This window comes from Marinovum algicola (genome assembly GCF_900109145.1).
Taxonomy (GTDB): domain Bacteria; phylum Pseudomonadota; class Alphaproteobacteria; order Rhodobacterales; family Rhodobacteraceae; genus Marinovum; species Marinovum algicola.
Genome location: NZ_FNYY01000007.1, coordinates 38,081 through 63,722 on the forward strand (window position 1 = coordinate 38,081; position 25,642 = coordinate 63,722).

The 25,642-nt window shown below is 65.3% G+C and carries 26 protein-coding genes; 5 read left to right on the forward strand and 21 right to left on the reverse strand.

Going from position 1 to position 25,642, the window contains the following annotated elements; translation table 11 throughout:
* Positions 1-18: 18 nt before the first annotated feature.
* From BMW90_RS11380 to BMW90_RS11420, 9 genes are all read right to left on the reverse strand, one after another.
* On the reverse strand, positions 19-1,929 hold the full coding sequence (locus BMW90_RS11380; RefSeq protein WP_074836648.1) for a beta-galactosidase: 1,911 nt from the start codon (positions 1,927-1,929) through the stop codon (positions 19-21).
* Complete coding sequence (locus BMW90_RS11385) at positions 1,926-2,534, reverse strand: 2-dehydro-3-deoxy-6-phosphogalactonate aldolase (RefSeq protein WP_074836649.1); 609 nt, start codon at positions 2,532-2,534, stop codon at positions 1,926-1,928. Before BMW90_RS11385 ends, BMW90_RS11380 begins: the two co-directional genes overlap by 4 nt.
* Positions 2,531-3,433 carry a 2-dehydro-3-deoxygalactonokinase gene (locus BMW90_RS11390; protein ID WP_074836650.1) on the reverse strand — a complete coding sequence of 301 codons (903 nt, stop codon included), beginning with the start codon at positions 3,431-3,433 and terminating at the stop codon, positions 2,531-2,533. Before BMW90_RS11390 ends, BMW90_RS11385 begins: the two co-directional genes overlap by 4 nt.
* Positions 3,434-3,437: 4 nt before the next feature.
* The gene (locus BMW90_RS11395; protein WP_074836651.1) at positions 3,438-4,208 is read right to left on the reverse strand and encodes an SDR family NAD(P)-dependent oxidoreductase; all 771 of its coding nucleotides are present in this window, start codon (positions 4,206-4,208) and stop codon (positions 3,438-3,440) included.
* On the reverse strand, positions 4,209-5,918 hold the full coding sequence (locus BMW90_RS11400; protein WP_074836652.1) for an IlvD/Edd family dehydratase: 1,710 nt from the start codon (positions 5,916-5,918) through the stop codon (positions 4,209-4,211).
* Positions 5,915-7,999, reverse strand: coding sequence for an alpha-galactosidase (locus BMW90_RS11405; RefSeq protein WP_074836653.1), 2,085 nt, complete (start codon positions 7,997-7,999; stop codon positions 5,915-5,917). The genes BMW90_RS11400 and BMW90_RS11405 overlap by 4 nt, the downstream gene beginning before the upstream one ends.
* Positions 7,996-8,844, reverse strand: coding sequence for a carbohydrate ABC transporter permease (locus BMW90_RS11410; RefSeq protein WP_048532084.1), 849 nt, complete (start codon positions 8,842-8,844; stop codon positions 7,996-7,998). The genes BMW90_RS11405 and BMW90_RS11410 overlap by 4 nt, the downstream gene beginning before the upstream one ends.
* A gap of 1 nt (position 8,845) precedes the next feature.
* Positions 8,846-9,772 (reverse strand): carbohydrate ABC transporter permease, encoded by a 927-nt coding sequence (locus BMW90_RS11415; RefSeq protein ID WP_048532083.1) that lies wholly within the window; start codon positions 9,770-9,772, stop codon positions 8,846-8,848.
* A 130-nt stretch (positions 9,773-9,902) separates the two neighbouring features.
* A complete protein-coding gene (locus tag BMW90_RS11420; protein WP_048532082.1) occupies positions 9,903-11,141 on the reverse strand; it encodes an ABC transporter substrate-binding protein in 1,239 nt (412 codons plus the stop codon).
* 144 nt (positions 11,142-11,285) lie between these two features.
* On the opposite strand from BMW90_RS11420, the gene BMW90_RS11425 reads away from it, so the two are divergent.
* From BMW90_RS11425 to glpK, 3 genes are all read left to right on the forward strand, one after another.
* On the forward strand, positions 11,286-12,071 hold the full coding sequence (locus BMW90_RS11425; RefSeq protein ID WP_074836654.1) for an IclR family transcriptional regulator: 786 nt from the start codon (positions 11,286-11,288) through the stop codon (positions 12,069-12,071).
* 33 nt (positions 12,072-12,104) lie between these two features.
* Positions 12,105-13,166, forward strand: coding sequence for an ABC transporter ATP-binding protein (locus tag BMW90_RS11430; RefSeq protein WP_074836655.1), 1,062 nt, complete (start codon positions 12,105-12,107; stop codon positions 13,164-13,166).
* A 211-nt stretch (positions 13,167-13,377) separates the two neighbouring features.
* On the forward strand, positions 13,378-14,850 hold the full coding sequence (gene glpK / locus BMW90_RS11435) for a glycerol kinase GlpK (protein ID WP_074836656.1): 1,473 nt from the start codon (positions 13,378-13,380) through the stop codon (positions 14,848-14,850).
* A 16-nt stretch (positions 14,851-14,866) separates the two neighbouring features.
* Here glpK and BMW90_RS11440 read toward each other — a convergent pair whose 3' ends face one another.
* The 6 genes from BMW90_RS11440 to BMW90_RS11465 all read right to left on the reverse strand — a co-directional run bounded on the left by BMW90_RS11440 (position 14,867) and on the right by BMW90_RS11465 (position 19,720).
* Positions 14,867-16,162: a pyruvate dehydrogenase complex dihydrolipoamide acetyltransferase gene (locus BMW90_RS11440; protein ID WP_074836657.1), complete on the reverse strand. Its 1,296-nt coding sequence runs from the start codon at positions 16,160-16,162 to the stop codon at positions 14,867-14,869.
* Between the two features lie 86 nt (positions 16,163-16,248).
* Positions 16,249-16,506, reverse strand: coding sequence for a hypothetical protein (locus BMW90_RS11445; RefSeq protein WP_074836658.1), 258 nt, complete (start codon positions 16,504-16,506; stop codon positions 16,249-16,251).
* On the reverse strand, positions 16,506-17,924 hold the full coding sequence (locus BMW90_RS11450) for a pyruvate dehydrogenase complex E1 component subunit beta (protein ID WP_074836659.1): 1,419 nt from the start codon (positions 17,922-17,924) through the stop codon (positions 16,506-16,508). Before BMW90_RS11450 ends, BMW90_RS11445 begins: the two co-directional genes overlap by 1 nt.
* 3 nt (positions 17,925-17,927) lie before the next feature.
* The gene (locus tag BMW90_RS11455; protein ID WP_048532075.1) at positions 17,928-18,314 is read right to left on the reverse strand and encodes a VOC family protein; all 387 of its coding nucleotides are present in this window, start codon (positions 18,312-18,314) and stop codon (positions 17,928-17,930) included.
* Positions 18,314-19,312: a pyruvate dehydrogenase (acetyl-transferring) E1 component subunit alpha gene (gene pdhA, locus BMW90_RS11460; RefSeq protein WP_048532074.1), complete on the reverse strand. Its 999-nt coding sequence runs from the start codon at positions 19,310-19,312 to the stop codon at positions 18,314-18,316. The genes BMW90_RS11455 and pdhA overlap by 1 nt, the downstream gene beginning before the upstream one ends.
* 105 nt (positions 19,313-19,417) lie before the next feature.
* Entirely contained in the window at positions 19,418-19,720 is a 303-nt protein-coding gene (locus BMW90_RS11465; protein ID WP_048532073.1) for an FtsB family cell division protein, read from the reverse strand.
* A gap of 175 nt (positions 19,721-19,895) precedes the next feature.
* Between BMW90_RS11465 and BMW90_RS27000 the strand changes: the two genes are divergently transcribed.
* Together BMW90_RS27000 and BMW90_RS27195 are read left to right on the forward strand one after the other, a co-directional pair.
* Positions 19,896-20,567 carry an alpha/beta hydrolase gene (locus BMW90_RS27000; RefSeq protein WP_074836660.1) on the forward strand — a complete coding sequence of 224 codons (672 nt, stop codon included), beginning with the start codon at positions 19,896-19,898 and terminating at the stop codon, positions 20,565-20,567.
* On the forward strand, positions 20,564-20,869 hold the full coding sequence (locus BMW90_RS27195; protein WP_074836661.1) for an alpha/beta hydrolase: 306 nt from the start codon (positions 20,564-20,566) through the stop codon (positions 20,867-20,869). The genes BMW90_RS27000 and BMW90_RS27195 overlap by 4 nt, the downstream gene beginning before the upstream one ends.
* A gap of 16 nt (positions 20,870-20,885) precedes the next feature.
* Here BMW90_RS27195 and tcuB read toward each other — a convergent pair whose 3' ends face one another.
* The 6 genes from tcuB to BMW90_RS26680 all read right to left on the reverse strand — a co-directional run bounded on the left by tcuB (position 20,886) and on the right by BMW90_RS26680 (position 25,604).
* A complete protein-coding gene (tcuB, locus tag BMW90_RS11480; protein ID WP_074836662.1) occupies positions 20,886-21,953 on the reverse strand; it encodes a tricarballylate utilization 4Fe-4S protein TcuB in 1,068 nt (355 codons plus the stop codon).
* The gene (tcuA, locus tag BMW90_RS11485) at positions 21,943-23,328 is read right to left on the reverse strand and encodes an FAD-dependent tricarballylate dehydrogenase TcuA (protein WP_074836803.1); all 1,386 of its coding nucleotides are present in this window, start codon (positions 23,326-23,328) and stop codon (positions 21,943-21,945) included. The genes tcuB and tcuA overlap by 11 nt, the downstream gene beginning before the upstream one ends.
* Positions 23,329-23,346: 18 nt before the next feature.
* Positions 23,347-24,024, reverse strand: coding sequence for a GntR family transcriptional regulator (locus BMW90_RS11490; protein WP_048532070.1), 678 nt, complete (start codon positions 24,022-24,024; stop codon positions 23,347-23,349).
* Between the two features lie 161 nt (positions 24,025-24,185).
* Complete coding sequence (locus BMW90_RS11495) at positions 24,186-25,157, reverse strand: D-2-hydroxyacid dehydrogenase family protein (protein WP_074836663.1); 972 nt, start codon at positions 25,155-25,157, stop codon at positions 24,186-24,188.
* Positions 25,154-25,378: a hypothetical protein gene (locus BMW90_RS11500; protein ID WP_074836664.1), complete on the reverse strand. Its 225-nt coding sequence runs from the start codon at positions 25,376-25,378 to the stop codon at positions 25,154-25,156. The genes BMW90_RS11495 and BMW90_RS11500 overlap by 4 nt, the downstream gene beginning before the upstream one ends.
* 64 nt (positions 25,379-25,442) lie before the next feature.
* Positions 25,443-25,604: a hypothetical protein gene (locus BMW90_RS26680; protein WP_158499032.1), complete on the reverse strand. Its 162-nt coding sequence runs from the start codon at positions 25,602-25,604 to the stop codon at positions 25,443-25,445.
* Between the last annotated feature and the right edge of the window lie 38 nt (positions 25,605-25,642).

Genomic DNA, 25,642 nt, shown 5'->3' on the forward strand with positions numbered 1-25,642 from the left:
CGCCCCGGAAGCTCTTGATTACACACGTGTTACCGAGATCGGCGGCAGAGTCTGCCCGGCCACTTCTGCGGCGCTTTCGCTGTAGTTGAACCAGAAGCATTCCGCTCCGGTCTCGCGCCGGCGCACGCCTTCGGGCATCTCGCAGGTCTCCAGCCCGGCTTTGTCGCAGGCCCAGTTCAGCACCCGGGCCAGCGCCGCCGCATCCAGCCAGCCGCTGACATAGGCCAGCGGGCCCTGGGCGATCAGCACCGGCGCGCCATCGACGCTTTCCTCGATGACTTCGGCCGAGCCTTCGACAAATTCGCGATACAGCGTCACCGCGCCGGTGGTCTTCAGCGCCACCGGCATGTCGGGCCGCAGGCTTTCGACCCGGGACACCAGCGCATCGAGCCCCGGCATCGCCGGCGGCAGCGGCACCGGGATGGCCATGTTCTCGGTGCGGGCGCCGCTGCGCGGACCGAGCAGCACCACGGCGCCGCTCTCGGCCAGGGCGGTCTTCACCGTCTCGGGCAGGTACATTGCCCCCGGCGCCACGATCAGGCGATAGCCCGAGAGATCGCCACCGGGTCGCAGGATGTCGACCGACAGGCCGAGCTTGCGCAGCCCGCGATAGGTCTCGAACACCAGATCGAAATAGCTCAGCCCCCGGCCATGCGGCTGGATCTGCCAGGTCCAATCGGCCTCGTAGTCAAACAGCAGCGCCACGGGCGCCTGCGCCCTGGCAACATCGGGCGCATCGGCCAGCTCTGCCGCCACTTCGCGCGCCTCGACGATCGCCGGAGCGTCGGCGCTGTCGGGCCGCAACATGCCGGCGTGCATCAGTTCCTGCGCCATAGGCGCCTGCCGCCAGCGGAAATAACAGACCGCCTCGGCGCCATGGGCAAAGGCCTCCCAGGTCCAGATCCGGACCATGCCGGGCAGGGGGGCGGGGTTGTAGGGCGCCCAGTTCACCGGGCCGGGCTGCTGTTCCATCACCCACATCCGGCCACGTCCCACGGCGCGGTAGAGATCGTGGTGAAAGGCCTGGAAATCCGGGTCGCCCTGGCGCGCATATGTCCGGCGGTGGGCCTCGGTGGCGGTCAGCCGATCTTCGAGAAAGCCCAGAGGATAGCTGTCCCAGGCAGCGATATCGAGATCGTCGCCGACCTTGTAGTGATCGAAATCCGTAATCTTTCCCATGTAGTTATGGGAAATCGGCGCGTCGGAATGGCGGCGGATGATTTCGACCTGGAGGCGGTTGAAGCTGACCACCTCATCCGAGGCGAAGCGGCGGAAATCGAGCACATGGCTCGGGTTCGGCTCGGTTACCGTGAGGTTGGGCAGGTCGATCTGATCGAAGCTGTCATATTCCATCGACCAGAAGACATTGCCCCAAGCCCGGTTCAGCGCGTCGATATCGCCGTCGTTGCCCTTTCCGGGATATTGCGCCCGGAGCCAGCCGCGAAAGCCCTGCCGCGCGGCTTCGGAATAGGAGAGCACGGTATCGTGGCAGGCGTATTCGTTGTCGGTCTGCCAGGCGGCGACATGGGGATTGCGGCCATAACGTTCGGCCAGCTTGCCGGTGATCACCGCGCATTCCTCGCGGTAACCCCGGTGGGAAAAGCAATAATGCCGCCGCGAGCCGAACTTGCGGGGCCGGCCCTCGGCATCCACGGCCAGCATGTCGGGGTGACGGTCGACCATCCAGCGCGGCGGGGTGGCGGTGGGGGTGCCCAGCACGACCTTCAGCCCGGCGGTTCCCAGCACGTCGATGGCGTCATCGAGCCAGCCAAAGTCATACTGCCCCGGTTGCGGCTCGAGCCGCGACCAGGCAAATTCGCCGATCCGGACCCAGGTCAGCCCGGCCTCGGCCATGCGCCGCGCGTCCTCTTCCCAGGTCGCGCGCGGCCAATGCTCGGGGTAATAGCAGGTGCCGAGGGTGCGTTTCATGCCGGTTGGCCGGCGTCATAAGCGGCGACGATGGCCCGTGCCTTTTCACCGACCTCACCCGCCGTCATGCCGGGCTTGTAAAGCGCCGAGCCGATGCCGAAACCGGTCACCCCGGCGTCGAACCATTCTCCGAAATTCTCGGGCCCGGCACCGCCGACGGCATAGGTTTTGGTGCCTTTCGGCAGCACTGCCGAGATCGCGGCGAGGCCCTTGGCGCCCACCAGGAAGCCAGGGAAGAACTTCAGCCCGTCGGCGCCGTGGCGCAGGGCGGTGAAACATTCGGTCGGGCTGGCCACGCCGGGAAAGGACAGCATGCCCAGCTCCTTCGAGCGGTCGATGACGGCCGGGTTGCAGTCGGGCGAGACCACCAGCGTGCCGCCGACGGATTTGAGCTCGTCCACCTGCTCGGGGGTCAGCACGGTGCCGGCGCCGATGGTGGCGCGGCCTTTCAACCCCTCGGCGAGGATGCCGATTGACTTGAACGGCTCGGGCGAATTCAGCGGCACCTCGATCCGGTCGATACCGGCGTCAACCAGCGTCTCGCCGATCTCCAGAACCTCATCCGGCGTCACGCCTCGCAGAATGGCAATGATTTCGCGGCTCATGTCATGCTCTCCTCATGGGCGGCCCTGAGGCCCGCCAATACGATTTCGGCCCCGTCTGTTTCACTGACGGAGGCCCCCTGCGGCGCCAGCGCCGCCTTGTACAATGCGTTGAGTTTCGGCGCGCCGATCAGCACGATCTCGCGGCCGAGCCAGTATTCCTTTGCCCCGGCAATCTCGAGCCCCATCAACAACCCTGAGAGCCGCGCCCGCGAGGTCGCAGCCTCGGTGCCGTCAAGCAGCGATCCGGCACGCAGCGAAAACAGCCGCGCGGTGAATTTCTGTGGCGCGCTCATGGCGTCGGTGACCGCTTCGTCGAAAGCCGCCTGATCCCAGCCGTCGCCTGCTACGGAATGGCGCAGCACCGATTGGCCCGAAAGCAGGGCGAAAATCTCGCCGGTCATGAAAGTGCGGAAGCTGACGATCTCGCGCGCGCTGATATGCACCCATTTGGTATGGGTGCCGGGCAGGCAGAGCACGCCGTCGAACTCCGGGTGCGCGGCCAGAAAGCCGGCGATCTGGGTTTCCTCGCCGCGCATCACGTCCGCCGGGCTGGCCTGCGACACGCCGGGCAGGATACGGACCTTGAGCCGCGGGTCGCGGACCTCCGGCGTCACGGCCTGAGCCACGCCGGGCGCGGCGCAGGGGGTGGTGACATAAGGCGCCTCGTGCCAGCCCTGACGCGCGCCCACCATGCCGCAGGCGATCACCGGCACCGTGCCGCTCTCGGGCAGGCAATCGCCCACCAGCCGCAGCAGTTCCGGCTCGAAGCCGTCCCGTTCCAGAGCGCCCATGCCCTTGTCAGAGGTGACCATGCCGATCACCCCGTCCTTGCCCATCAGCCAAGCCCTCAGGTTCGACGTGCCCCAGTCGACCGCGATCCAATCCGCAATTTTAGTCATAATATCAGCCTGTTACAACAACTCCGCCATCCACGACCATGGCCTGGCCGGTCATCATCCGGCTGGTCTCCGACGCCAGGAAAAGCACCGCATCGACGATGTCCTGGGGCGCCAGATGATCCTTGAGGCACTGCCGCGAGAGATGTTCGGCCAGCGCCTCCGGCGTGGCCCACATGTCGAGCTGTTTTTCGGTCAGAACCCAGCCGGGGGCAAGGGCGTTTACCCGAATTTTATCCGGCCCGAACTCGCGCGCGAGCGACCGGGTCATGCCGTTGATGCCGGAATTGGCGGTGGTGTAGCTGACGTAACCGGCATTGCCCATCATGTAGCTGATCGAGGTGAAATTGATGATCGAGCCGCCGCCGGCCGCGCGCATTCCCGCCATCACTGCCTGACAGGCAAAGAAATAGGCCTTGAGGTTGATCGCCTGCGACCAGTCCCAGAATTCCTCGTCCACCTCTTCCGCGCTGTGGCGCTTGTCATTGGCGGCATTGTTGATCAGCGCGGTGATCGGGCCATGTGCTTCGGCCGCCTCGGCGATACAGGATTTCAGCCGGTCGATATCGGTGATGTCGCATTGCAGGAACAGCGGCCGGCGGCCGTGCTTGGCCTCCATCTCGTCGCAAAAGCCGCTGGCGTCGGAGCGCTGGACAAAGGCCACCTGCGCGCCCTGCGTCATGAAGCCATCGGTGATCGAGGCACCGATGCCGGCGCCGCCGCCGGTGATGAAAACGCTTTTGCCCTCAAGGTCGTGAAATGTTGCAGTCTTGGTCATTCAATGGCTCTCTCGTGTCACGGGGCGGGTGTCCTTGCCAACCAGAAAATCAAGATCGGCGCCCTGATCGGCCTGAAGCACGTGGTCGACGTACATCTTGGCATAGCCGCGGGTGTAGCGCGGCGCGTCGGGCTGCCAGGTGGCGCGGCGCTCGGCCAGCTCGGCGTCAGAGACCAGCAACTCGAGCGCGCCGGAGCTGGCCGAGACGCGGATGCGGTCGCCGGTTTTCACCAGGGCCAGGGTGCCGCCCTCGTTGGCCTCGGGCGAGACATGCAGGATGACGGTGCCAAAGGCGGTGCCCGACATCCGCGCATCCGAGATCCGCACCATGTCGCGCACCCCCTGTTTCACCAGCTTGGACGGGATCGGCATGTTGCCGACCTCGGCCATGCCCGGATAGCCCTTGGGGCCGCAGCCCTTGAGTACCAGAATGCTGTCCTTGGTCACCGGCAGGTCGTCGGAGTTGATCGTGGCCTTCAGCTCTTCGATGTTCTCGAAGACATAGGCCTCGCCCTCGTGTTCCAGCAGCGCATCGGTCGCGGCAGAGGGCTTCACGATGGCGCCGCGCGGCGCAAGGTTGCCCTTGAGCACCCGCAGGCCGGCGGCGGGTTTCAGCGGCTCGTCGAAGCTGCGGATTACGTCGCGGTTCCAGCATTCGGCGCCTTCGGCATAGGTGCTGATATCGCAGTCGAGCACGGTCTTGGCGGGCCGCAGCAGGTGCTGCAATTCCTTCAGGATCACCGGCATGCCGCCGGCGTAACAGAAATCCTCCATCAGGTACTTGCCCGAGGGCATGCAGTTGACGAGCAGGGGGATTTCGCTGCCGATCTCGAAATCGTCCAGCGTCAGGTCGACGCCGACACGGCCGGCCATGGCCAGCAGATGCACCACCGCATTCGTCGAGCCGCCGACAGCAGCATTGGCGAGGATCGCGTTTTCAAAGGCCTCGCGGGTCATGATGTCAGACAGTTTCAAGCCTTCTTCCACCATGCCGACAATGCGTTTGCCGGTCATATGCGCCAGCGCCATGCGGCGGGCGTCGACGGCGGGCAGGGCGGCGTTGGTGGGCAGGCTCATGCCCATCGCCTCGACCACGCTGGCCATGGTCGAGGCGGTGCCCATGGTCATGCAGACGCCTTTGGACCGGCTCATGCCCGACTCGGCGGCCATGAAATCGGCCAGCGTCATGTCGCCGGCCCGCACCGCCTCGGAGAACTTCCAGACGTCGGTGCCGGAGCCGATGTCCTTGCCCTGCCACTTGCCGTTCAGCATCGGGCCGGAGCTGACCACGATGGTCGGCAGATCGACCGAGGCCGCCCCCATGAGCTGGCCCGGCGTGGTCTTGTCACAGCCGCCGAGCAACACGACACCGTCGATGCCATAGGCGCGGATCGATTCCTCGACATCCATCGCCAGCAGGTTGCGAAACAGCATGGCGGTGGGTTTCATCTGGGTCTCGCCCAGCGACATCACCGGGAATTCCACCGGAAAGCCGCCGGCCTCCCAGACGCCGCGCTTGACCCCTTCGGCCAGCTCGCGCAGGCCCGAGTTGCAGGGCGTGAGTTCCGACCAGGTGTTGCAGATGCCGATCACCGGCCGGCCGTCGAAGGCGTGATCCGGGAACCCCTGGTTCTTCATCCAGGAGCGGTGAATGAACCCGTCCTTGTCCAATTTGCCATACCAGGCGCGGTTGCGGCGTTCGTCGCTCATACCAGCGTTCCTTTCACGACCCACATGGTTTCGGGAAAGCTCCAGGGCAGGGTCAGCCCGTGGCTCATCAGATAGGCGCCGCTCAGGGTGAGCGGCTCGGACTTGATCGCCTGATCGCCGCGCGACAGGGCGGGCGCATCACCCCGGTTGAGGAGCTCGATCCGGTAATACCGGTCCGGCGACAGCCGGGTCAGGCGCAGCGGCCGGGGGGCGATCTGCGCCGAGGTCTCGGCCTTGCCGGCAAAGACCACGAATTGCCTGCCGCCCTGTTCCAGCTGCTGCTCGGCGATCACCGCCGGGTCGGAGCTGTCGAGCCGCAGGATATCGGCGCCGGCCATCCAGTGGCGGTTGTCCTTCCACCAGGCGGTGACCTCGGTCAGCACCTTCACCTCGTCCTCGGTCAGCTCGCGCGGGTCCATCTCGAAGCCCATGTGCCGCTGTGCCGCGACCCAGGCCCGCATCCGGATGTCGATGGTGCGCCCCGAGGTGTGGCAGGTGCGCGGCCCGACATGGCTGCCGGTCACCACCATCGGCAGGAAAAGCGCGGCGTTGTGCTGCATCCTCAGCCGCTCGATGGCGTCGTTGCTGTCGGACAGCCAGACCCGGTGGGTGCGCTTGAGGATGCCGAAATCGATCCGCCCGCCGCCAGAGGCGCAGCTCTCGATCTCGACCTTGGGAAAGGCCGCGCGCAGCTGATCGATCAGCGCATAGGATCCGCGTGTCTGGGCCGCATCGGGCATCGGCAGGACGCGGTTGTGATCCCACTTGATGTAGTCGATGTCATTGTCGCCCAGCACCTTGCCGATGCGGTCGAACAGAAAATCGCGCACCTCGGGCAGCGCCATGTTCAGCGCCATCTGCTGGCGGCCGAGGATCTGGTCTTCGCCGCCAAGCGCCCAGTCCGGGTGGGCGCGGAAGACGTTGGAATCCTCGTTGATCATCTCGGGCTCGAACCAGATACCGAAGGACATGCCCAGCCCGTGCACATGGTCGATCAGCGGCGTCAGCCCCTCGGGGTACTTGCGCGGATCGACCTCCCAGTCCGAGAGCGAGGTGGTGTCGTCATCGCGGTCGCCGAACCAGCCGTCATCGAGCACGAAGCGCTCGGCGCCGAGGTCTGCGGCGCGGTCGGCGATCTCTTTCAGCTCGGGCAGGTTGTGATCGAAATAGACCGCTTCCCAGCAATTGTAATGCACCGGACGGGCGCGCGCGGGATCGGGGAAGGTGACGATCCGGTCGCGCAGATGCCGCTGAAAGGCCACGGCGCAACCGTTCAGGCCATCATCGGAGAACATCGCGTAAAGCGGCGCGGTGGCAAAGCGGGTGGCCGCCTCGGTCTCGATCCGGGAGGCGTGGCCAAACTGCACCTGACGGCGGCCGTCGGGCAGCTCTTCGGCAATCATCCGGTGGCCGCCGGACCAGCCGTAGTGAAACCCGTAGGCATGGCCGGTGGCATTAGTGGCGCCTCGGCAGGGCACGATCAGCCCGGGGAAATGTTCGTGGCCGGTGCGGCCGGTGCGGTTCTCGCGGTAGCGGATGCCGGCAGACCAGGCGGTACGGTTCATCTGGAACTCGCCGCACCAGCGGCCGGCGAAATCGATCATCTCGTCGCTGGCCTGGGGCGCCGGAAAGACCGGGGCCGAGAGCCAGTGCAGGTGCATCGGCGCGGTCGCCTCGATCTCGGCCCTTGCCTCGATCACATGGGTCTGCGGATCGATCGAGAACAGCGCGCGATAGCCCAGCACACCGGATTGATCGCGAAAGCTCAGGGTCAGCCGGGTGTCGTCTTCCTCGGCGCTGTCGAAACAGAACTTGGGCAGGAAGGGCTGGCCGGAGGCATCGCGGATCACCAGCCCGGGTTGGCCGGGAAAGCTGCGCGTCGCCTCGGGGCAGAGCGACAGCTCCGGGTTGGCATCGAGCATGCCGCCGGTCACGTCGATGGCATGGGCCCGGGCCAGGGTCTCCAGGTCTTCGTCGTCGGGCAGGCGCGGCCCCCAGTAGACCACCTCGGCGAGGTGGTCTTTCCGGGAAGCCAGCACCAGCGTTTGACGGGAGTCATCCAAACGCCAGCTTTGGATCATTTTACGGCTCCGAGGGTGAGACCAGCAATGAAGTGGCGCTGCATCAGGAAGAACATCAGCACCGGCGGCAGGGCAGCCACGATCGACCCGGCCGAGACCAGGTGCCAGGCGGCGACCCATTGGCCGTTGAGCGAATAGAGCCCGGCGGTGATCGGTTGTTGATCGGCGCCCTGGGTCAGCACGGTGGCCCAGAAATAGTCGTTCCAGATGAAGGTGAAGATCAGCACCGAGAGCGCCGCCAGCGCCGGTTTCATCAGCGGCATGACCACATACCAGAAGATGCGGATTTCGCTGATGCCCTCGACGCGCGCGGCCTCGATCAGCTCGTAGGGCAGGGCCTTGATGAAGTTGCGCATGAAAAGCGTGCAGAACCCGGCCTGAAAGGCGATGTGGAAAAGCGCAAGGCCATACCAGGTGTTGTACATGCCGAGATCGAGCGTCAGATCGCGCACCGGCACCATCAGAATCTGGAACGGCACGAAGTTGCCGGCGACGAACATGAAGAACAACAGCAGGTTGCCCTTGAACTTGTAGACCGCCAGCGCAAAGCCGGTCATGCAGGAGATCGCCACCGCGCCGATCACCGTCGGGATCGTCACCTTGAACGAGTTCAGGATGTATTTGCCGATCGGCGTCTGCTCGAAGATCGCGGTGTAGTTCTCGATCAGGTTGAAGCTGGTGGGCCAGCCCCAATAGTTGCCGGCGGTGATGTCGCCGGCCGAGCGCACCGAGGTCAGCGCCACGGCGATCAGCGGCAGCAGCCAGACGATGAGCGCGACGGGCAGGGCGATCTTGTAGGCGATCTGCGCGCCGGATGAGGTCTTTTCGATAGGGGTCGGAAACATCTTAGCGCCCTCTCTCGTCGCGGTACATTTTGTAAAGGAAGCCGGTGATATAGATCATCATGATCAGAAAGAGCACGACGGCGATGGCCGCGCCGTAGCCCATGCGGAAGCCGTATTCGCTGAACGCCTGTTCATACATGTAGAAGGCCAGCACCCGCGAGCTGCCCCAGGGCCCGCCATCGGTCATGATCGAGATCAGGTCGAAGGAGCGCAGCGCGCCGATCACGGTGACCACCACGGCGATGAAGGTGGCCGGGCGCAGCTGCGGCAGGATCACGTACCAGAGCATCTTGACGCCCTTGGCATTGTCCAGCCGTGCGGCCTCGATCTGCTCGGGGTCGACGGCGTTCAACCCGGTGAGATAGAGGATCATGCAATAGGCGGTCTGTGGCCAGAGGCCGGCGGCGATGATGCCGTAGGTGACGTAATCCTCGTTGGCCAGCACCGCGATGGGCTCGATCCCGAACCAGCCCAGGGCGATGTTCATCAACCCGAAGTTGGGATCGTAGAACCAGGCAAAGACCAGGCCGACCACGACCTGCGAGATCACGAAGGGGAAGAAGAACAGCGATTTGTAGATGCGGATGCCGCGCACCGTCTGGTTGAGGAACAGCGCCACCAGCAGCCCGCCGGGAATGGCCAGCATGTAGAGCACCAGCCAGATCACGTTGTTCTTGAGCGAGGTATAGAAGGCCTCGTCGTCCATCAGTTCGATGTAGTTGTCGGCCCCGACCCAGGTGGCCTCGCCCAGACCATCCCATTCGTAGAAGGAAATGTTCACCGATTGGAAAATCGGGATGATCACGTACATCATGAACATGAAAATCCCCGGTGCCAGGAACAGCCATGGCGCAAGCCGCTGCTGGTTCTGCTGCCACCACGTCTTTTGTGCGGGCGGGTGGGTATCGGGAAGGGCGGGGGCGGTCATGGCAATACCTCCGGACAACAGGAAGCCTGTCCCGGGCCTGGCCCGGGACCTCATGGTCGGATTCGGGGGTGGATGAAGGGCGAGGCCCCGGGGCAGGCCCGGGGCGCCGCGGTGTCACCCGGCGGGGGTGTTACTTGTAGACCCGGGCGCGGACCTTTTCGAGCCGCTCGAGGATCGCGTCCATGCGCTCGGGCTTGACCATGAACTCCTGGAAGCCTTCCATGCCCGCCTTGGCCATCTCGGCCGGGTAGTCGCGGTCAAAGAACTGCGCGATGCCGCCGTCGGTGGTCGAGAGCATCTCGTAGCCGGCTTGCAGGAACTTGTCCTCGCCCACTTCCGAGTTCTTGTTGATCGGAAGCTGTCCGAGCGTCTTGTTGATCTCGGTCTGCACCTCGGGCCGGGCCAGGTAGGCCAGGAATTTCTTGGCGTCTTCCTTGTTCTTGGCATTGGCCGGGATGTGGATCGTGTCGGTCGGCGCCTCTTCGGCCAGCGGCACATCGGGGTTGATCACCGGGAACTGGAAAAAGCCCAGCTGATCGTCCGACAGGCCGGCCTCGCGCAGCGGCGCCACCGCGAAGTTGCCCATCACATACATTGCCGCATCGCCCTGGACCATCGGCGCCAGCGCCTCCTGCCAGGAATAGGCGGCATGGTTTTCCAGGAAGAAGCCGGCGTCGATCAGCTCTTTCCAGTTGTTCATCGTGGCTTTCACCCGGTCGTCGGTCCAGGACACCTCGCCCTTGCCCAGCGCCATGTGGAAATCATAGCCGTTGGTGCGCAGGTTGATGTAGTCAAAGACCCCGCCGGCGGTCCAGAGGTACTTGGTGCCGATGGTGATCGGGGTGATGCCGGCTTCGCTCAGCTTGGCGCCGGCCGCCTTGAACTCGTCCCAGTTGGTGGGAACGGCGATGCCCTGCTCTTCGAAGATGTCTTTCCGGTAGTACACGCCCCATTGGTAATAGGTGTAGGGCACGCCCCAGATCTTACCGTCGATGGTCATCGATCCGACCGAGGAGGCGAGCGAGTCCTTCAGGCCGTTTTCTTCCCAGACATCATCGACCGGCTCGAACAGCCCGGCGTTGACATAGGGCAGCATGCGGTTGCCGGCGTACCAATTGGCCAGATCCGGCGAATCTGCGGTCAGAAAGTTGCGGATCGAGGTCTTGTAACCTTCGTGGTCGAACAGGTTCCAGGTGACGGTGACATCGGGGTTTTCCGCCTCGAAGCCTTTGATCAACGCCTCGAAGGCGGCTTTCGGCGCCGGGTCGGACGTATCTGTGTTGATCACCAGTTCGCCAGCCAAGGCCGCCGAAGAAATCAACGTGGACGCGGCCAGTGCCGCCGTCAGTTTCAACGATGTGTAGAGCATCTCTCTCCCTTTCTCCTCCACAGCTGCAAAGTCCCGAATAGTGGAACAAATGTTTTGCATGTTGATCTTTTAGTCCCATACTGCTAGAAGAGTCAAGAATTACTTCCCCGGGCTCTTCCGGGGCTCAGGAGAGCAGGCATTGGGATGAACAAGCAAGTCACATCGGACGGAACTGTCGGCAAGGCCTTGGAACTGCTGGATATGGTTGTGGCGTTCGGCCGGTCGGTGCGGTTTTCCGAGGTGCTGGAGGTCAGCCCTTACCCCAAGGCGACCACCCATCGCCTGTTACAGACCCTGACGAATCAAGGCATGCTGGCTTTCGATGACGAACGGCATGTCTATGTGCCGGGCATGCGTCTGGTGCGGATCGCGCGACACGCCTGGAACCAGTCGTCGCTGGGGCCGCTGGCCTTGCCGTTCCTTCAGACCCTGGCCGCCGACGTGAAAGAGACGGTGCATCTGGCGCAGATGGAACATGGCCGGGTGGTCTTTGTCGAAAAGACCACACCCGACGAGGGGTTCAAGACCATGGCCACCCCCGGCCGCCGCTCGCCGGCGCATTGCACCGGGGTGGGCAAGGTCATGCTGGCCTTCATGGACGACACCCGCCGCGCCGCGGCGCTGGAATGCCAGACCTACGAGGCCTTCACGCCCAACACCCACAAGAGCGAGAAGACGCTGCTGCCGGAACTGGCGCAGATCCGGGCCGAGGGCGTGGCCTTTGACCGCGAAGAACACGAAGAGGGCATCATCTCGATTGCCGCCCCGATCCTCGGCGGATCGAACCGGGTGATTGGGTCGCTCTCCGTGGTCACGTCGACCTTTCGCATGTCACTCAAGGATATCGAGAAATTCCGGCCCGCCTTGCAGCGGACGGCGGCGCAGATCGGGGGGGAGGCGGCCGTCTGGCCGTATCCGATCGCGCAATGATCACCACCTAATTCCCGAGGGAGAGGAAAGAGAATGTCAGGTGTCGCACTCAACAGTGCCGTGAAACGTTATGGCGATGTTCAGGTCATCCACGGAGTGGATCTTCAGATCGAGGACGGCGAGTTCTGCGTCTTTGTCGGCCCCTCGGGCTGCGGCAAGTCCACGCTCCTGCGGATGATCGCCGGGCTGGAGGAGACTTCGGACGGCAATATCTCGATTGGCGGTCGCGATGTGACCCGCGCCGATCCGGCCGAACGCGGGGTGGCGATGGTGTTTCAGACCTATGCGCTCTATCCCCATATGACGGTCGAGGAAAACATGGGCTTCGGGCTCAAGATGAACGGCCATCCGAAACAGGAGATCAAGTCCAAGGTCGCCGAGGCCAGCCGCATCCTGAAACTCGACGATTACCTTGCCCGCAAGCCCAAGGCATTGTCCGGTGGCCAGCGCCAGCGCGTGGCCATCGGCCGCGCCATCGTGCGCGGTCCCGAGGTCTTTCTGTTTGACGAACCGCTGTCGAACCTCGACGCCGAGCTGCGCGTCGACATGCGGGTCGAGATCGCGCGCCTGCACAAGGAGATCGGCGCGACGATGATCTATGTCACCCACGATCAGGTCGAGGCGATGACCCTGGCCGACAAGATCGTGGTGCTGCGCGCCGGTCATATCGAGCAGGTGGGCAGCCCGATGGAGCTGTATCAGAACCCCGACAACAAATTCGTGGCGGGCTTTATCGGGTCGCCCAGCATGAACTTTCTCGCCGCGCGGGTGAACGGGCAGGGCGTGATTGTGCCGGGGCTCGACAACATGCAGGTGCCCACCGATGTCGCCCTGCCGGCCGAGGGCAGCGAGGTGATCATCGGCATCCGGCCGCAAAACCTCACCGTGCGCGAGGCCGAGAGCCCGGTGCGCATCGACATCCGCGAACGGCTGGGCGGGGTGGCCTATGACTATCTGATCTCGGCCAATGGCGAGCGCATCATCGTCGAGACCCGCGGCGACGAGGCGATTCCCGAAGGCACCGGGGTGGCGGTCGAATTCGATCCGGCCACCGCCATGTTCTTTGACGCCAAGACCGAGGCGCGCCTGCGCTGATCACAGCATGGGCCCGGGCTGAAAAAAACGGCGCGCTCCGCGAGGGGCGCGCCGAATTGCGCTGGCCTGACGCGCCGGAATGTGCTGAAACGAAAGCGGGGGCTGGCGAAAGCGAAGGCCGAATGTCGGCAATACGAAAGAAACCGCGCGCAAGAACCCAGGGAAACGAACGCACGACGCGCGGGAACGCGCCGAAAAGGGAGGCCACCGAATGACCCATATCCTTGCCATCGATCAGGGCACCACCTCGACCCGCGCCATGGTGTTTGATGACGCCCTGGCGCTCGTGGCCTCGGCGCAGGAGGAGTTCACCCAGCATTTTCCGCAGAGCGGCTGGGTCGAACACGATCCGAAGGACCTCTGGGACACCACGCTGGCGACCTGCCGCAAGGCGATCGAGACCGCCGGCGAGATCGCCGCCATCGGCATCACCAACCAGCGCGAGACCACCGTCGTCTGGGACCGTGAGACCGGCGAACCGGTCTATAACGCCGTCGTCTGGCAGGACCGGCGCACCGCCGAAGTCTGTGCCGATCTCAGAGCGGAAGGTTTCGAGGAGGTGGTGACCGCGCGCACCGGGCTGTTGCTCGATCCCTATTTCTCCGGCACCAAGCTGGCCTGGATTCTCGACAATGTCGAAGGCGCGCGGGCGCGGGCCGAGGCGGGCGAACTGATCTTTGGCACCGTCGACAGCTGGCTGGTGTGGAACCTGACCGGCGGGCGCGCGCATGTGACTGATGCCACCAATGCGGCGCGCACCATGCTTTATGACATCCACAAGGGCCGCTGGTCGCAGACCATCTGCGACAAGCTGGGCATCCCGCGCGAGATGCTGCCCGAGGTCAAGGATTGCGCCGCCGATTTCGGCGAAACCGATCTTCTGGGCGGCACGATCCCGATCCTCGGCATCGCCGGCGACCAGCAGGCGGCCACCGTCGGGCAGGCCTGTTTCCAGCCGGGCATGATGAAATCCACCTATGGCACCGGCTGTTTTGCGCTGTTGAACACCGGCGACACCCCGGTGACCTCGCAGAACCGTCTGCTGACCACCATTGCCTATCAGCTGGACGGCAAGCCCACCTATGCGCTCGAAGGCTCGATCTTTATTGCCGGCGCGGTGGTGCAATGGCTGCGCGACGGGCTGAAGGTGATCGAGAGCGCCGGCGAGACGCAAACGCTGGCCGAGGCCGCCGATGCCGGCCAGGAACTGATCCTGGTGCCGGCCTTCACCGGGCTGGGCGCACCTTACTGGAAACCGGAGTGCCGGGGCGCGATCTTTGGTCTGACGCGCGGGTCGGGCCCGGCGGAATTTGCCCGGGCGGCGCTTGAAAGCGTGGGCTTTCAGACCCGCGACCTGCTCGAGGCGATGTGCGCCGACTGGGACGGCGCCGGCGACACCGCGCTGCGCGTCGATGGCGGGATGAGCGCCTCGGGGTTTGCGATGCAGTTCCTTGCCGACATCATCGGCGCGCCGGTGGAACGGCCCCGGGTGCTGGAAACCACCGCCATGGGTGCGGCCTGGCTGGCCGGGCACAGGGCGGGCCTCCTGCCGGACATGGCGGAATTTGCCGCGAGCTGGGAATGCGAGGCGCGGTTCGACCCGGCGATGGCCGAAGACATCCGCGACAAACGGTATGCGGGCTGGCGCAAGGCGGTCAGCGCCACCATCGACGTGGCCAGCTGACCGCTGCGACGTCGGCTCAGGCCAGCAGCGCCAGCGGGCTTTCCAGCCCGTCCTTGATCGCCGCCAGCAGCTGCGCCCCGAGGGCGCCGTCGATCACCCGGTGATCGACCGAGAGGGTGACCGACATGACGGTGGCCACGCCCAGCGTGCCATCCGCCTGAACCACCGGTTTCTGCACCCCGGCGCCAACCGCGAGAATGGCGCCATGCGGCGGGTTGATGACGGCGTCGAAGTTCTCGATGCCGAACATGCCGAGATTGGAAATCGCGAAACTGCCGCCCTGATATTCCTGCGGGCTGAGCTTGCGGTCGCGGGCGCGGGCGGCGAGATCCTTCATTTCGGTGGAGAGCGCCGAAAGCGATTTCTGATGCGCGTCGCGTAGCACCGGAGTGAACAGCCCGCCCTCGATCGCCACCGCGACCGCCACGTCAGAGGGCGTGAGCCTGAGGATGCGGTCGCCGGCCCAGACCGCATTGGCCTCGGGCACCCGTTGCAGCGCGGCCGCGCAGGCCTTGATGACGAAATCATTGACCGAGAGCTTGATCTCGCGCGGGGCGAGCTGGCGGTTGATCTCGGCGCGCAGCGACAGCAGCGCATCAAGGTGGATGTCGCGGCGCAGGTAGAAATGCGGGATCTGCTGCTTGGCCTCGGTGAGCCGGGCGGCGATGGTCTTGCGCATGCCGTCGAGGGTGATCTCCTGATGGTCGCGGTCGGCATAGAGCGCGGCGATCTGGCCTGCGTCGGGGCCCGGGGCCGGCGCGGGGCGCGCGGCCTGCGCCGGGGCTTCGGCTGCGGCGGGTTTCGGGGCGCCGGCGGCTTCGACATCGGCCTTGACGATGCGGCAGCGCGGGCCCGAGCCGGTGATCTGCGCAAGATCGATGCCCCTGTCGGCGGCGATGCGCCGGGCCAGCGGCGAGGCGAAGATGCGGGCGCCGTCGCCGCGCTCTCCGGCCGGGGGGGCGGCTGTCTCGGAGCGCCCTGCGGGCGCCGCCTCGGCATCCGCGTCGGACGGCCGGGCCGCCTCCGGCGCGGGGCGCGCGGCGGGCTCGGCAATGTCGTCTTCGCTTTCGTCCTCACCCAAAAGCACCGCGATCGGGGTGTTGACCTTGACCCCGGCGCTGCCCTCGGCGACCAGCAGCTTGCCGATCACGCCCTCGTCGACCGCTTCGAATTCCATCGTCGCCTTGTCGGTCTCGATCTCGGCCAGCAGGTCGCCGGAGGCCACGCTGTCGCCTTCCTTGACCAGCCATTTCGCCAGCGTGCCTTCTTCCATCGTCGGGCTGAGGGCGGGCATCAGGATTTCGGTGGGCATGGTGTCGTCTCCGGACATGGCACTGGGGGCGCTGGGGGCCAGGGGCGGAGCGAGGGGCCAGCCCCCTCACGCTCCCCACGGTATTTTCAAACAGAAGAAGGGATCAGGGTGATGGTGTCAAAGGGCGGTTTCGGTCGTTGGCCGCGGGCGAGCCTGGTGATGGCGGTCTCGATCTCTTGTTTGTGGCCGGCCATCCAGACATAGGCGTCCTGATGCGAGGGCCGCCCGGCCAGCCGCAGATCGGCGGCGAGCCGCTCGGGCACCAGGGCCATGACCTTCTGCCCGTCCACCTCATGGGTGACACGGTAACATTCGGTCTCGATATCGCGGCCGTGCACCTCCATCAGCGATAGGTGACCTTCCTCACCGCCTCGATCACCTCGGCGGTCGAGGTCAGCGCGTGTTTTTCCAGATTGGCGGCATAGGGCATGGGCACGTCCTTGCCGGTGCAGTTGATCACCGGTGCGTCGAGCCAGTCGAAGGCCTGTTCCATCAGGAGGGCGGTGATCTGATTGCCGATCGAGCCGCGCGGGAAACCCTCTTCGACCGTGACGCAGCGGTTGGTCTTTTTCACGCTTTCGAGGATCGCCGCGCTGTCCATCGGCCGCAGGGTGCGCAGGTCGATCACCTCGGCGTCGATGCCGTCCTCTGCCAGCTTCTCGGCCGCTTCGAGGGCATAGGTCATGCCGATGCCGAAGCTGACGAGGGTGACGTCGGCGCCGGTCCGCCAGATCCGGGCCTTGCCGAAGGGCAGGGTGAAATCCTCGAGCACCGGCACGTCGAAGCTCTTGCCGTAGAGGATCTCGTTTTCGAGGAAGATCACCGGGTTGGGATCGCGGATCGCGGTCTTCAGCAGCCCCTTGGCGTCCGAGGCGGAATAGGGCATCGCCACCTTGAGCCCCGGGATATGGCTGAACCAGGCGGCAAAATCCTGGCTGTGCTGCGCGGCGACCCGGGCGGCGGCGCCATTGGGACCGCGAAACACCATGGGCGCGCCCATCTGGCCACCGGACATGTAAAGCGTCTTGGCGGCGGAATTGACGATCTGGTCCATCGCCTGCATGGCGAAGTTGAAGGTCATGAATTCGACGATGGGTTTCAGCCCGCCAAAGGCCGCGCCGACGGCGAGACCGGTAAAGCCGTGTTCGGTGATCGGGGTGTCGATGACACGCTTGGGGCCGAACTCGTCGAGCAGGCCCTGGGAGATCTTGTAGGCGCCCTGGTATTCGCCGACCTCCTCGCCCATCAGAAAGACGTCGTCGTCACCGCGCATTTCCTCGGCCATGGCGTCGCGCAGCGCGTCGCGCACGGTTTGCTGCCGCATTTCGGTGCCTTCGGGCCAGTCGGGTTCGGCCTGGGATGGTCCCGAACCTGATCCTGCCTGCCCCGGACCTGATCCGGGGGGGGCGGCTTCCTGGTCTTTGTCCGCGTCTGCGTCGCGCGGCTGGGCCGGAGGCCCCGGCTCGGGGGCCGGGGCGGTGGTCGTTGCGGCCTCGGTCTTGATATCCTCGGCGCTTTCACCCTCTTCCACCAGCACGGCGATGGGGGTGTTGACCTTGACGCCCTGGGTGCCTTCGGAGATCAGAATCCGACCCAGCGTGCCTTCGTCGACCGCTTCGAACTCCATCGTCGCCTTGTCGGTCTCGATCTCGGCGATGATGTCGCCCGAGCTGACGCTGTCGCCTTCCTTGACCAGCCATTTGGCCAGCGTGCCTTCTTCCATCGTCGGCGAGAGGGCGGGCATGAGAATTTCGGTGGCCATGGCTCACGGCTCTCCTTTTTCGGGCGCGAGGAAGCCCACGATGTTGCCTTCGCCGTCCTCGACATAGGCGGCACGGCCGATGCCGGGGTAATCGGCGGGCGGCAGCGCCTCGGCGCCGCCATTGGCCAGCGCCCATGCGTAGCGGTCGTCGCAATCAGCAACCTCGAAGGTCAGCGTGCAGCCGCGCACCGGGGTGCCGGAGGCCGGGGCCTCGCCCATGCGCTGCATCATGCCGCCGGTGAGGCCGGCGTCGAGGCCGGGGCCGGAAATCAGGTGATAGGCAATTTCTTCAGCGCCGGGCATCGGTTCGAAGGACCAGCCAAAGAGGCCGCTGTAGAAGGTCCGGGCGCGCACCGGATCGGCGACGTGAATTTCGAAATGTGCGGGCATCAGCGGGCCTCCGCGTAGATGTCTGTCCAGAGTTCGTCGAGCGCCGGTTCCGGGCTCTCGCGGGCAAATTCGGCGGAGTCGTTGACCACCTTCTTGATTTCCTTGTCGATCGCCTTGAGATCCTCTTCGCTGGCATGTTTGCCCTCGAGCAGCATGGCGCGGACATGTTCGATCGGGTCGCGTTCCTCGCGCATTTTCTGCACCTCTTCGCGGGTGCGGTATTTCGCCGGGTCCGACATCGAATGGCCGCGGTAGCGGTAGGTTTTCACCTCGAGGATATAGGGGCCCTTGCCGGCGCGGCAGTGGCCCACCGCCTTTTCGCCCGCCGTCTTGACCGCCAGCACATCCATGCCGTCGACCACCTCGCCGGGGATGCCGAAGGCCTCGCCGCGGGTGTGCAGATCGGGGGTCGAGGTCGAGCGCTGTTGGGCGGTGCCCATGGCGTATTGGTTGTTTTCAATGACAAAAACCACTGGCAGAGCCCAGAGCGCGGCCATGTTGAATGTTTCATAGACCTGGCCCTGGTTGGCGGCGCCATCGCCGAAATAGGTGAAGGTGACGCGGCCGTTTTCCTTGTAGCGGTCGGCAAAGGCCAGGCCCGCGCCAATCGGCACCTGGGCGCCGACGATACCATGGCCGCCGTAGAAATGCTTTTCTTTCGAGAACATGTGCATCGAGCCGCCCTTGCCCTTGGAATAGCCGCCCTCGCGGCCGGTCAGCTCGGCCATCACGCCGCCCGGGTCCATGCCGCAGGCCAGCATATGGCCATGGTCGCGATACGAGGTGACGCGCTTGTCGCCCTCTTCGGCGGCGGCCTCGAGGCCGACGACAACCGCCTCCTGACCGATGTAGAGGTGGCAGAAGCCGCCGATCAGCCCCATGCCGTAAAGCTGGCCGGCCTTTTCCTCGAACCGCCGGATCAACAGCATGTCGCGGTAATATTGCGTCAGCTCGTCCTTGGAAATGTTGGGTTTTTTCGTCGCTCTGCGCGCGGCCATTGCGGCGCCCTCCCGGAGGCGAATTGTTTAGTGTTAAACTATAGCCTAGCCCAAGCGGCCCCCGGGTGGAAAGGGGGCTTTCCCGCTGCACCTGCGAAGGGCGGGTCAGCGAATGACGATCTCGTCGCTGCGGATCAGGCCCAGCACCTCGCGCGCCTGCTGATCGAGCAGGTCGAGGTCGAGATATTCGTCGGACAGCCGTCGGGTGAGATTTTCCATTTCCGCCAGCTCGGCGCGCAACACGTCGCGCTCGGCCTCGAGGCGGGCGGCATTGTCGAGGATTTCCGCCCGCCGGAACAAGCCGTAATCCCCTTGCACGGCGGCAAAGGTGAAATAGGCCCCCAGAGTGAACGCGATGGCGAACACGCTTAACGGGACGATGTTCCGGCGGGTCGGATGTGTGCTCATGGTCTGCCTCAATGCATCTCTGACGGATGCTGTAGGGCCACTATGACACAGGTGATTCGCCATGTGAATCCCTATTGCGAATCCTTGCGTGAATTATGTGCGATTCTCGCCCGTTGCCGTCAGAAATCTTGGCCAGCCGCCGGCATCGGGGTATCACTTGGGCATGAGGGTTCTGGTGCTTCTTTTCGTGGCGATGCTTGCGCTTGCCGCCTGTGCGCCGCGCGGCGTGCTGCATCTGGTTCGGGGCGCCGACGAAGGCGATGTGCGGCAGATTTTCGTCGCCTCGAACCGGGTGCTGAAACATGACAACGGGGTGCAGTTTTCCGGGCGGCGTGGCACGCGGCTGTATTTCTCGCGGCTCGACGTGTCGGTGCCGCCGGTGCATCGCGATGGTCGGATCGAGCGCCCGGCGCCGGAGGCCGCACCCGATCCGGCCCGGCATTTCGTGCTCTCGGGGGCCTATGCCTTTCCCACGTTGGCGGATTTCCTGGCCGGGGTGGCCAAGGCGCCGGGCGGGGCGGAGGAGGTCTTTGTCTATGTGCACGGCTACAACACCAACAATGCCGAGGCGACCTATCGGCTGGCCCAAATGGCGCATGACTTCGATGCCGAGGTTCCGGTCGTGTCGTTTTCCTGGCCGTCCGGCGGCGATCCGCGCGGCTATGTCTATGACCGTGACAGCGTGATCCACTCCCGCGACGCGCTGGAAGAGCTGCTCGTGGCGCTGACGCGGCACCGCAAGGTCTATCTGGTGGCGCATTCCATGGGGTCGCAACTGGTGATGGAGACGCGCGGCAGATCTCGATCGCCCGGAACACCGCCGTTCTGCACAAGATCAGCGGCGTGACGCTGATCTCGCCCGATATCGACCCGGAAGTCTTTGTCGTGCAGGCGGGCCGGATCACGCCGTTTCCGCAGCCCTTCATCCTGATGACATCGACCCGCGATTCGATCCTCGATCTGGCGGCCTGGATCGCCGGCCGACCGCGGCGGCTGGGCGAGATCACGACGGCGGACGAGCTGGGCGGGCTGCCGGTGACCGTGATCGACCTGAGCGATTTTGCCGATCCCGGCCAGAACGGACATGACACGGCCTTTGCGGCGCCCCGGGCCATCGAATATTTCCGGAACTTCCATGGCCTGAAATGAGCCGCGACGCGGCGGCTCAGGCGGCCCTGTTCTGCGCCGCGTCGCGGGTCAGCGCGGCCATGCGATAGAAGCCATGCGCCATCTTGGAATAGGGCGTAAGCAGAAAGAAGGTCAGCACCGCGCCGAGATGCAACGGCAGCAGCCAGGCCACGGCGGAGGTGCCGGTCGCGGCGTAAAGCGCGAGGCCCGAGACCGCGACGGCAAAGAGCAGCAGGACAAAGGCCATCTCGCCGCCCCAGGCGGCGGGGGCCCCCAGCTCGGGATCGGCCTTGAGCTTGAGCCAGGCGAGCCCGGCACACCCCACGCTGAGCAGCAGGCCGCCGGGAACCCCGAGCAGCTTGGGCAGGCTGAAGAATCCATAAGGCGCCTCTATTCCGAAGGCGTAGTGCAGCACGGTGCCGCTCGCGGTCGAGGCAAAGCTCAGCAGGAAGCCGTAAAGCACAGCCTGATGAAAATGCCGCCGCGCCTGGCTGAAACGGTCCTCGTCCTCGAAGTTGCAGCCGTCGCCATGGCCGCCGTCGAGGTTCTTCATCCGGCCGGCCGAACGCAGCGCGCCCCAGATATCGCCGGGCCGGACCGGGCCGCCGCCGACGGTGCGCCAATAGCCGCGCAGCGACACCGCGATGGCGAGCAGGGGCAGCAGGAACGCCGGGGTAAAGATCGTCACCATCAGCCCGTGGGACATATAGGCGTAGAAACCGGCGCCGCTGTCGGGGCGCAGCGCCTGCGCCAGGGCGAAGATCAGCGCAAAGCCCAGCACCAGCCCGCCGGCCATCAGCACGCCCGACCGGTCGAACAGATGCGCAAAGCCGCGCGGCCAGGCGTGATCCTTCCAGCTTGCCTGCCGCACCTCGGCCAGCGCCCGGGGCAGGTTGAGGTCGAACTCGTGCGGTGCGGTGTATTGGCAGGCGTAGTAGCAGCCGCGGCAGTTGTGGCAGAGATTGGCGAGCTGGGTGATGTCGCCGTCGCTGAAAGCACGTTCGCGGTGCAGGGCAGGGAAGACCGAGCAATAGCCTTCGCAATAGCGGCAGGCGTTGCAGATCTCGGCCTGGCGGCGGGCTTCCTGGATCAGGTCAGTTTGCATGGGCTGCGGCCTCCTTGCCTGCGATACGTCCAAAGACGGTGCCGATGGTCATGCCGAACCCGGCGAGATAACCCTGGCCGAGGATCGACCCGGCCATCGTCTCGCCTGCGGCCCAGAGATTGGTGACGGGGCGGTCGCCGATGCGGCATTGCGCGTTTTCGTCCACCTTGAGCCCCAGATAGGTGAAGGTGACACCGGTTCTCAGCGAGTAGCTGTAAAACGGTGGCTCGGTGATCGGGCGGGCCCAGTTGGTCTTGGGCGGAGTGAGGCCGCTGGTGGAGACGCCGTCAAGCTCGGTCGGGTGAAATCCCGAAGGATCGCCGCAGGCGGCGTTGAACTCGTCGACCGTGGCGCAGAGCTTGTCTGGCGGCAGGCCCATCTTTTCCGCCAGCTCCGGGAGCGTCGCGGCCTCGATCGGTGGAAACACCGAGGGCATGAAGAGCTTGAGCGATTTCGCGTCGATGATGACATAGCCCACCTGATCGGGCTGTGCCGCTACCAGCCGGCCCCAGATGGCATAGCGCTTGGGCCAGACATCCTCGCCCTCGTCGTAAAAGCGCTGCGCCTCCTTGTTGACCACGATGGAAAACGGCACGCAATCCAGCCGGGTGACGATGCCGCCATCGAATTTCGGCGCACGGCCGTCGATGGCGACGGCGTGGCACTGCGTCGGGTCGCCCACCTGTTCGACGCCCTGGTCCAGCAGGTCGGACAGCACGACGCCACGATTGTAGGGGGTGCCGCGGATCAGGAAATTCCGGGCTGCCGGTCCCCAAGCGCGGGCGAGCCAATCGGTATCGGCCTGAAACCCGCCCGAGGCGACGACGACAGATTTGGGTGTCACGGTCTTCTCTTCGCCGGCGTGGGTAAAGGTCACCTGGGCGATCCGGTCATCCGCGAGGTCCAGATGTGTCACCGCCGCCTCGTAGAGCACCTCGACCCCCAACGCCTCGGCGGTGCGGTAATAGGCGTTCACCAGGCCCTTGCCGCCGCCGAGGAAAAAGGCATTCGTCCGCGCCAGTGACAGTGTGCCCGACAGCGAGGGTTGAAACCGCACGCCATGCGCTTCCATCCAGGGCAGGCAGTCCTCGGAGGTGCGGATGGCGAGGCGCGCCAGGTGTTCGTCGGTCTTGCCGCCGGTCACCTTCATCAGATCGGAAAAATATTCCTCTTCGGAATAGCTCTCGACCAGCGGGCCCAGGGGGCCGCTGTGCATGCAGCGAAAATTGCGGGTGTGGCGCGAATTGCCGCCGCGATAGGGCTTGGGCGCGGTCTCCAGGATGAGAACCCGTGCGCCCGCTTCGGCGGCGGTGATCGCGGCGCAAAGCGCGGCATTGCCACCGCCGATCACGGCGATGTCGTAGCTGTCGGGAATGGCTGTCATGGCTGTCCTCTAGGTGTCGTCGTGGCCCCGGTCGCGCTCGCGCAGGGCGCGGATGCGCATGCGCTGCGCGGCTTCGATATGGGCGCGCATCTGCGCCTCGGCGGCGGCGCCGTCGCGGGCCTGAAGTGCCGCCATGATGTCGCGATGCTCGCTCACCGCCTCGTCGGCGCGCTGGCCGTCCAGGAGCTGCGACGGCCCGAGGATCAGCAGCGCCTTTTGCAGCGACAGCATCGACCGGGCAAGAAAGCGGTTCTTGGCCGCATCGAGAAGCGTGGCGTGGAAAATGCGGTTGATCCGCGTCGCCTCGGGGCCGGTTCCGGCTTCGGCCAGCTGGTCGTTCAGCGCGCCGAGTTCGTCCAGTTCCACATCCGAGGCGGCCCGCGCCGCCAGCCGCGCGGCGGTGCCCTCAAGCACGGCGCGCATCTCGTAAAGCTCCATCACCTCGGCATAATCGAGGCTGCGCACGGTGGCGCCCTGGCGCGGCACATGGGCGACCAGCCCGTCGGCCTCGAGCTGTCGGATCGCTTCGCGCACCGGCGTGCGCGAGACGTTCAGACGCTCGGCCAGCTCGGTCTCGCGCAGGCGATCACCGGGGAGCAATTGCCCCTCGCGGATCTCGTCCAGCAGGCGGGTGTAGGTCGAACTGCCTTGCGGTCCGGGCTGTGACGCGTCGTCCTGGTCGCTCATCTCATTTCCTCGGCATTGGTATCCATATGTATACAACTGGATACATAAGCGGTCAACCCTTGTTTCCGTCGCCCAGACGGCAAAAGCGCGGCTGCACAAAGAAAAAGACGGCGCGCAGGACTGCGGCCGTCTTTGGCAAGGCTCCGGGGCGGGGGGGAGGGTCAGATTCGGACCTCGGGGTTGATCATGTGGATCGGCCGGCCTTCGGCAAAGGCGTTCACCTGCGCGAAGATATCGCTGAACTGAAGATCGAATTCGTCCTCGGTGACAAAGCCGATATGCGGCGTGCAGATCAGCCTGGGGTGCGACAACAGCGGATCGTCGGGATCGGTCAGCGGCTCGGTCTCGAATACATCGACCGCCGCCATGCCGGGGCGCCCGGCGTTCAGCGCGTCAAGCAGCGCGCCCGGTGCCACCAACCCCGCGCGTGAGGTGTTCACAAAGAGCGCCCCGTCCTGCATTTCGGCGAAATCCGCTGCGGTGACGATACCGCGGGTGTCGGGCTTCAGCCGGATATGGATCGAGACCACGTCGCTTTCGGCGAAAAACGCCGCGCGGCTTTCGGCCACGGTTTCGCCCGCTGCCCGGGCGCGGGCCCGGCCGGCCTCGGAGCTCCACCAGACCACCTTCATTCCGAAGGCGCGGGCGTAGTCCGCCACGGCGCCGGCGATCCGGCCATAGCCGTAAAGACCCAGCGTGCGGCCGCGCAGGGTCTTGCCGACGCCCATCTGCCAATGCCCGGCCCGGGCCGAGGCCATCTGTTGCGGGATCTGCCGCATCGCCGCGAGGATCAGGCCAAAGGTCAGCTCCGCCGCGGCATAAGACGGCGTGCCGGAATGCATGTTGGAACACAGCAGCACGCCGGTGTCGGTGCAGGCCGGAACATCCACATGCGGATAGACGCTGCGCTGCGAGATCAGCCGCAGGTTCGGCAGGCGTTGCAACAGCCCGCGGGTCACCTTGGTCCGTTCGCGAAAGAGCACCAGCGCCTCGGCGTCGTGCAGGCGGTCTGCCAGGGCGGCCTCGTCAGGCGCGTGATCGGTCCAGACCGTCACCTCGTGCCCGTCGAGCAGGCGAAAACAGGGCAGGCCGCGCAGCGTGTCGAACCAATCGTCGAGGATGTGGACCTTCATCGGCTTTCCACCCCCGCGCCGGGGTGCAGGCTGCGCGGCGTGGCGACGAACACCTCGCCATCGAGGGCTGTCAGGGCGTTGCGGATGCGGGTCCGCGTGGCCAGAAGGTGGGTGTATTGCGCGTCGCAGCCGGCAATCGGGCCGGGGTACTCCGCAAGGTCGCGGGTCACCTCTTGCAGCGCCGCATGCAGATGCGCCCGAGCCTTGGCAATCTCCGACATGGTGCCTCCGTCATTTGTGTATACCGAGGTATACCAAATTTCCCGGCCGGATCAATCCCGCCAGTCAGCCTTGCCCCGAGAGCGCCGTGAGTGCCTTGCTCACCCGCTGGTGCAGCTCGGTCATGGTGCGGGTATCGCCTTCGCGTGCCTCGATCTTCTTGACCAGGTCGAAGCGAAGCCTTTCCAGATTGGCGACAGCGGAGCGGAGTTGATCGTATTCTGACATGGGTCCTTTTCCCTCGATGCGACAGAAGAACGGATATG

Excerpts from the sequence above, each read along its gene's own strand:
- BMW90_RS11380 (WP_074836648.1), bottom strand. The coding sequence starts at position 1,929 with ATGAAACGCACCCTCGGCACCTGCTATTACCCCGAGCATTGGCCGCGC.
- BMW90_RS11385 (WP_074836649.1), bottom strand. The coding sequence starts at position 2,534 with ATGAGCCGCGAAATCATTGCCATTCTGCGAGGCGTGACGCCGGATGAG.
- BMW90_RS11390 (WP_074836650.1), bottom strand. The coding sequence starts at position 3,433 with ATGACTAAAATTGCGGATTGGATCGCGGTCGACTGGGGCACGTCGAAC.
- BMW90_RS11395 (WP_074836651.1), bottom strand. The coding sequence starts at position 4,208 with ATGACCAAGACTGCAACATTTCACGACCTTGAGGGCAAAAGCGTTTTC.
- BMW90_RS11400 (WP_074836652.1), bottom strand. The coding sequence starts at position 5,918 with ATGAGCGACGAACGCCGCAACCGCGCCTGGTATGGCAAATTGGACAAG.
- BMW90_RS11405 (WP_074836653.1), bottom strand. The coding sequence starts at position 7,999 with ATGATCCAAAGCTGGCGTTTGGATGACTCCCGTCAAACGCTGGTGCTG.
- BMW90_RS11410 (WP_048532084.1), bottom strand. The coding sequence starts at position 8,844 with ATGTTTCCGACCCCTATCGAAAAGACCTCATCCGGCGCGCAGATCGCC.
- BMW90_RS11415 (WP_048532083.1), bottom strand. The coding sequence starts at position 9,772 with ATGACCGCCCCCGCCCTTCCCGATACCCACCCGCCCGCACAAAAGACG.
- BMW90_RS11420 (WP_048532082.1), bottom strand. The coding sequence starts at position 11,141 with ATGCTCTACACATCGTTGAAACTGACGGCGGCACTGGCCGCGTCCACG.
- BMW90_RS11425 (WP_074836654.1), top strand. The coding sequence starts at position 11,286 with ATGAACAAGCAAGTCACATCGGACGGAACTGTCGGCAAGGCCTTGGAA.
- BMW90_RS11430 (WP_074836655.1), top strand. The coding sequence starts at position 12,105 with ATGTCAGGTGTCGCACTCAACAGTGCCGTGAAACGTTATGGCGATGTT.
- glpK (WP_074836656.1), top strand. The coding sequence starts at position 13,378 with ATGACCCATATCCTTGCCATCGATCAGGGCACCACCTCGACCCGCGCC.
- BMW90_RS11440 (WP_074836657.1), bottom strand. The coding sequence starts at position 16,162 with ATGCCCACCGAAATCCTGATGCCCGCCCTCAGCCCGACGATGGAAGAA.
- BMW90_RS11445 (WP_074836658.1), bottom strand. The coding sequence starts at position 16,506 with ATGGAGGTGCACGGCCGCGATATCGAGACCGAATGTTACCGTGTCACC.
- BMW90_RS11450 (WP_074836659.1), bottom strand. The coding sequence starts at position 17,924 with ATGGCCACCGAAATTCTCATGCCCGCCCTCTCGCCGACGATGGAAGAA.
- BMW90_RS11455 (WP_048532075.1), bottom strand. The coding sequence starts at position 18,314 with ATGCCCGCACATTTCGAAATTCACGTCGCCGATCCGGTGCGCGCCCGG.
- pdhA (WP_048532074.1), bottom strand. The coding sequence starts at position 19,312 with ATGGCCGCGCGCAGAGCGACGAAAAAACCCAACATTTCCAAGGACGAG.
- BMW90_RS11465 (WP_048532073.1), bottom strand. The coding sequence starts at position 19,720 with ATGAGCACACATCCGACCCGCCGGAACATCGTCCCGTTAAGCGTGTTC.
- tcuB (WP_074836662.1), bottom strand. The coding sequence starts at position 21,953 with ATGCAAACTGACCTGATCCAGGAAGCCCGCCGCCAGGCCGAGATCTGC.
- BMW90_RS11490 (WP_048532070.1), bottom strand. The coding sequence starts at position 24,024 with ATGAGCGACCAGGACGACGCGTCACAGCCCGGACCGCAAGGCAGTTCG.
- BMW90_RS11495 (WP_074836663.1), bottom strand. The coding sequence starts at position 25,157 with ATGAAGGTCCACATCCTCGACGATTGGTTCGACACGCTGCGCGGCCTG.
- BMW90_RS11500 (WP_074836664.1), bottom strand. The coding sequence starts at position 25,378 with ATGTCGGAGATTGCCAAGGCTCGGGCGCATCTGCATGCGGCGCTGCAA.
- BMW90_RS26680 (WP_158499032.1), bottom strand. The coding sequence starts at position 25,604 with ATGTCAGAATACGATCAACTCCGCTCCGCTGTCGCCAATCTGGAAAGG.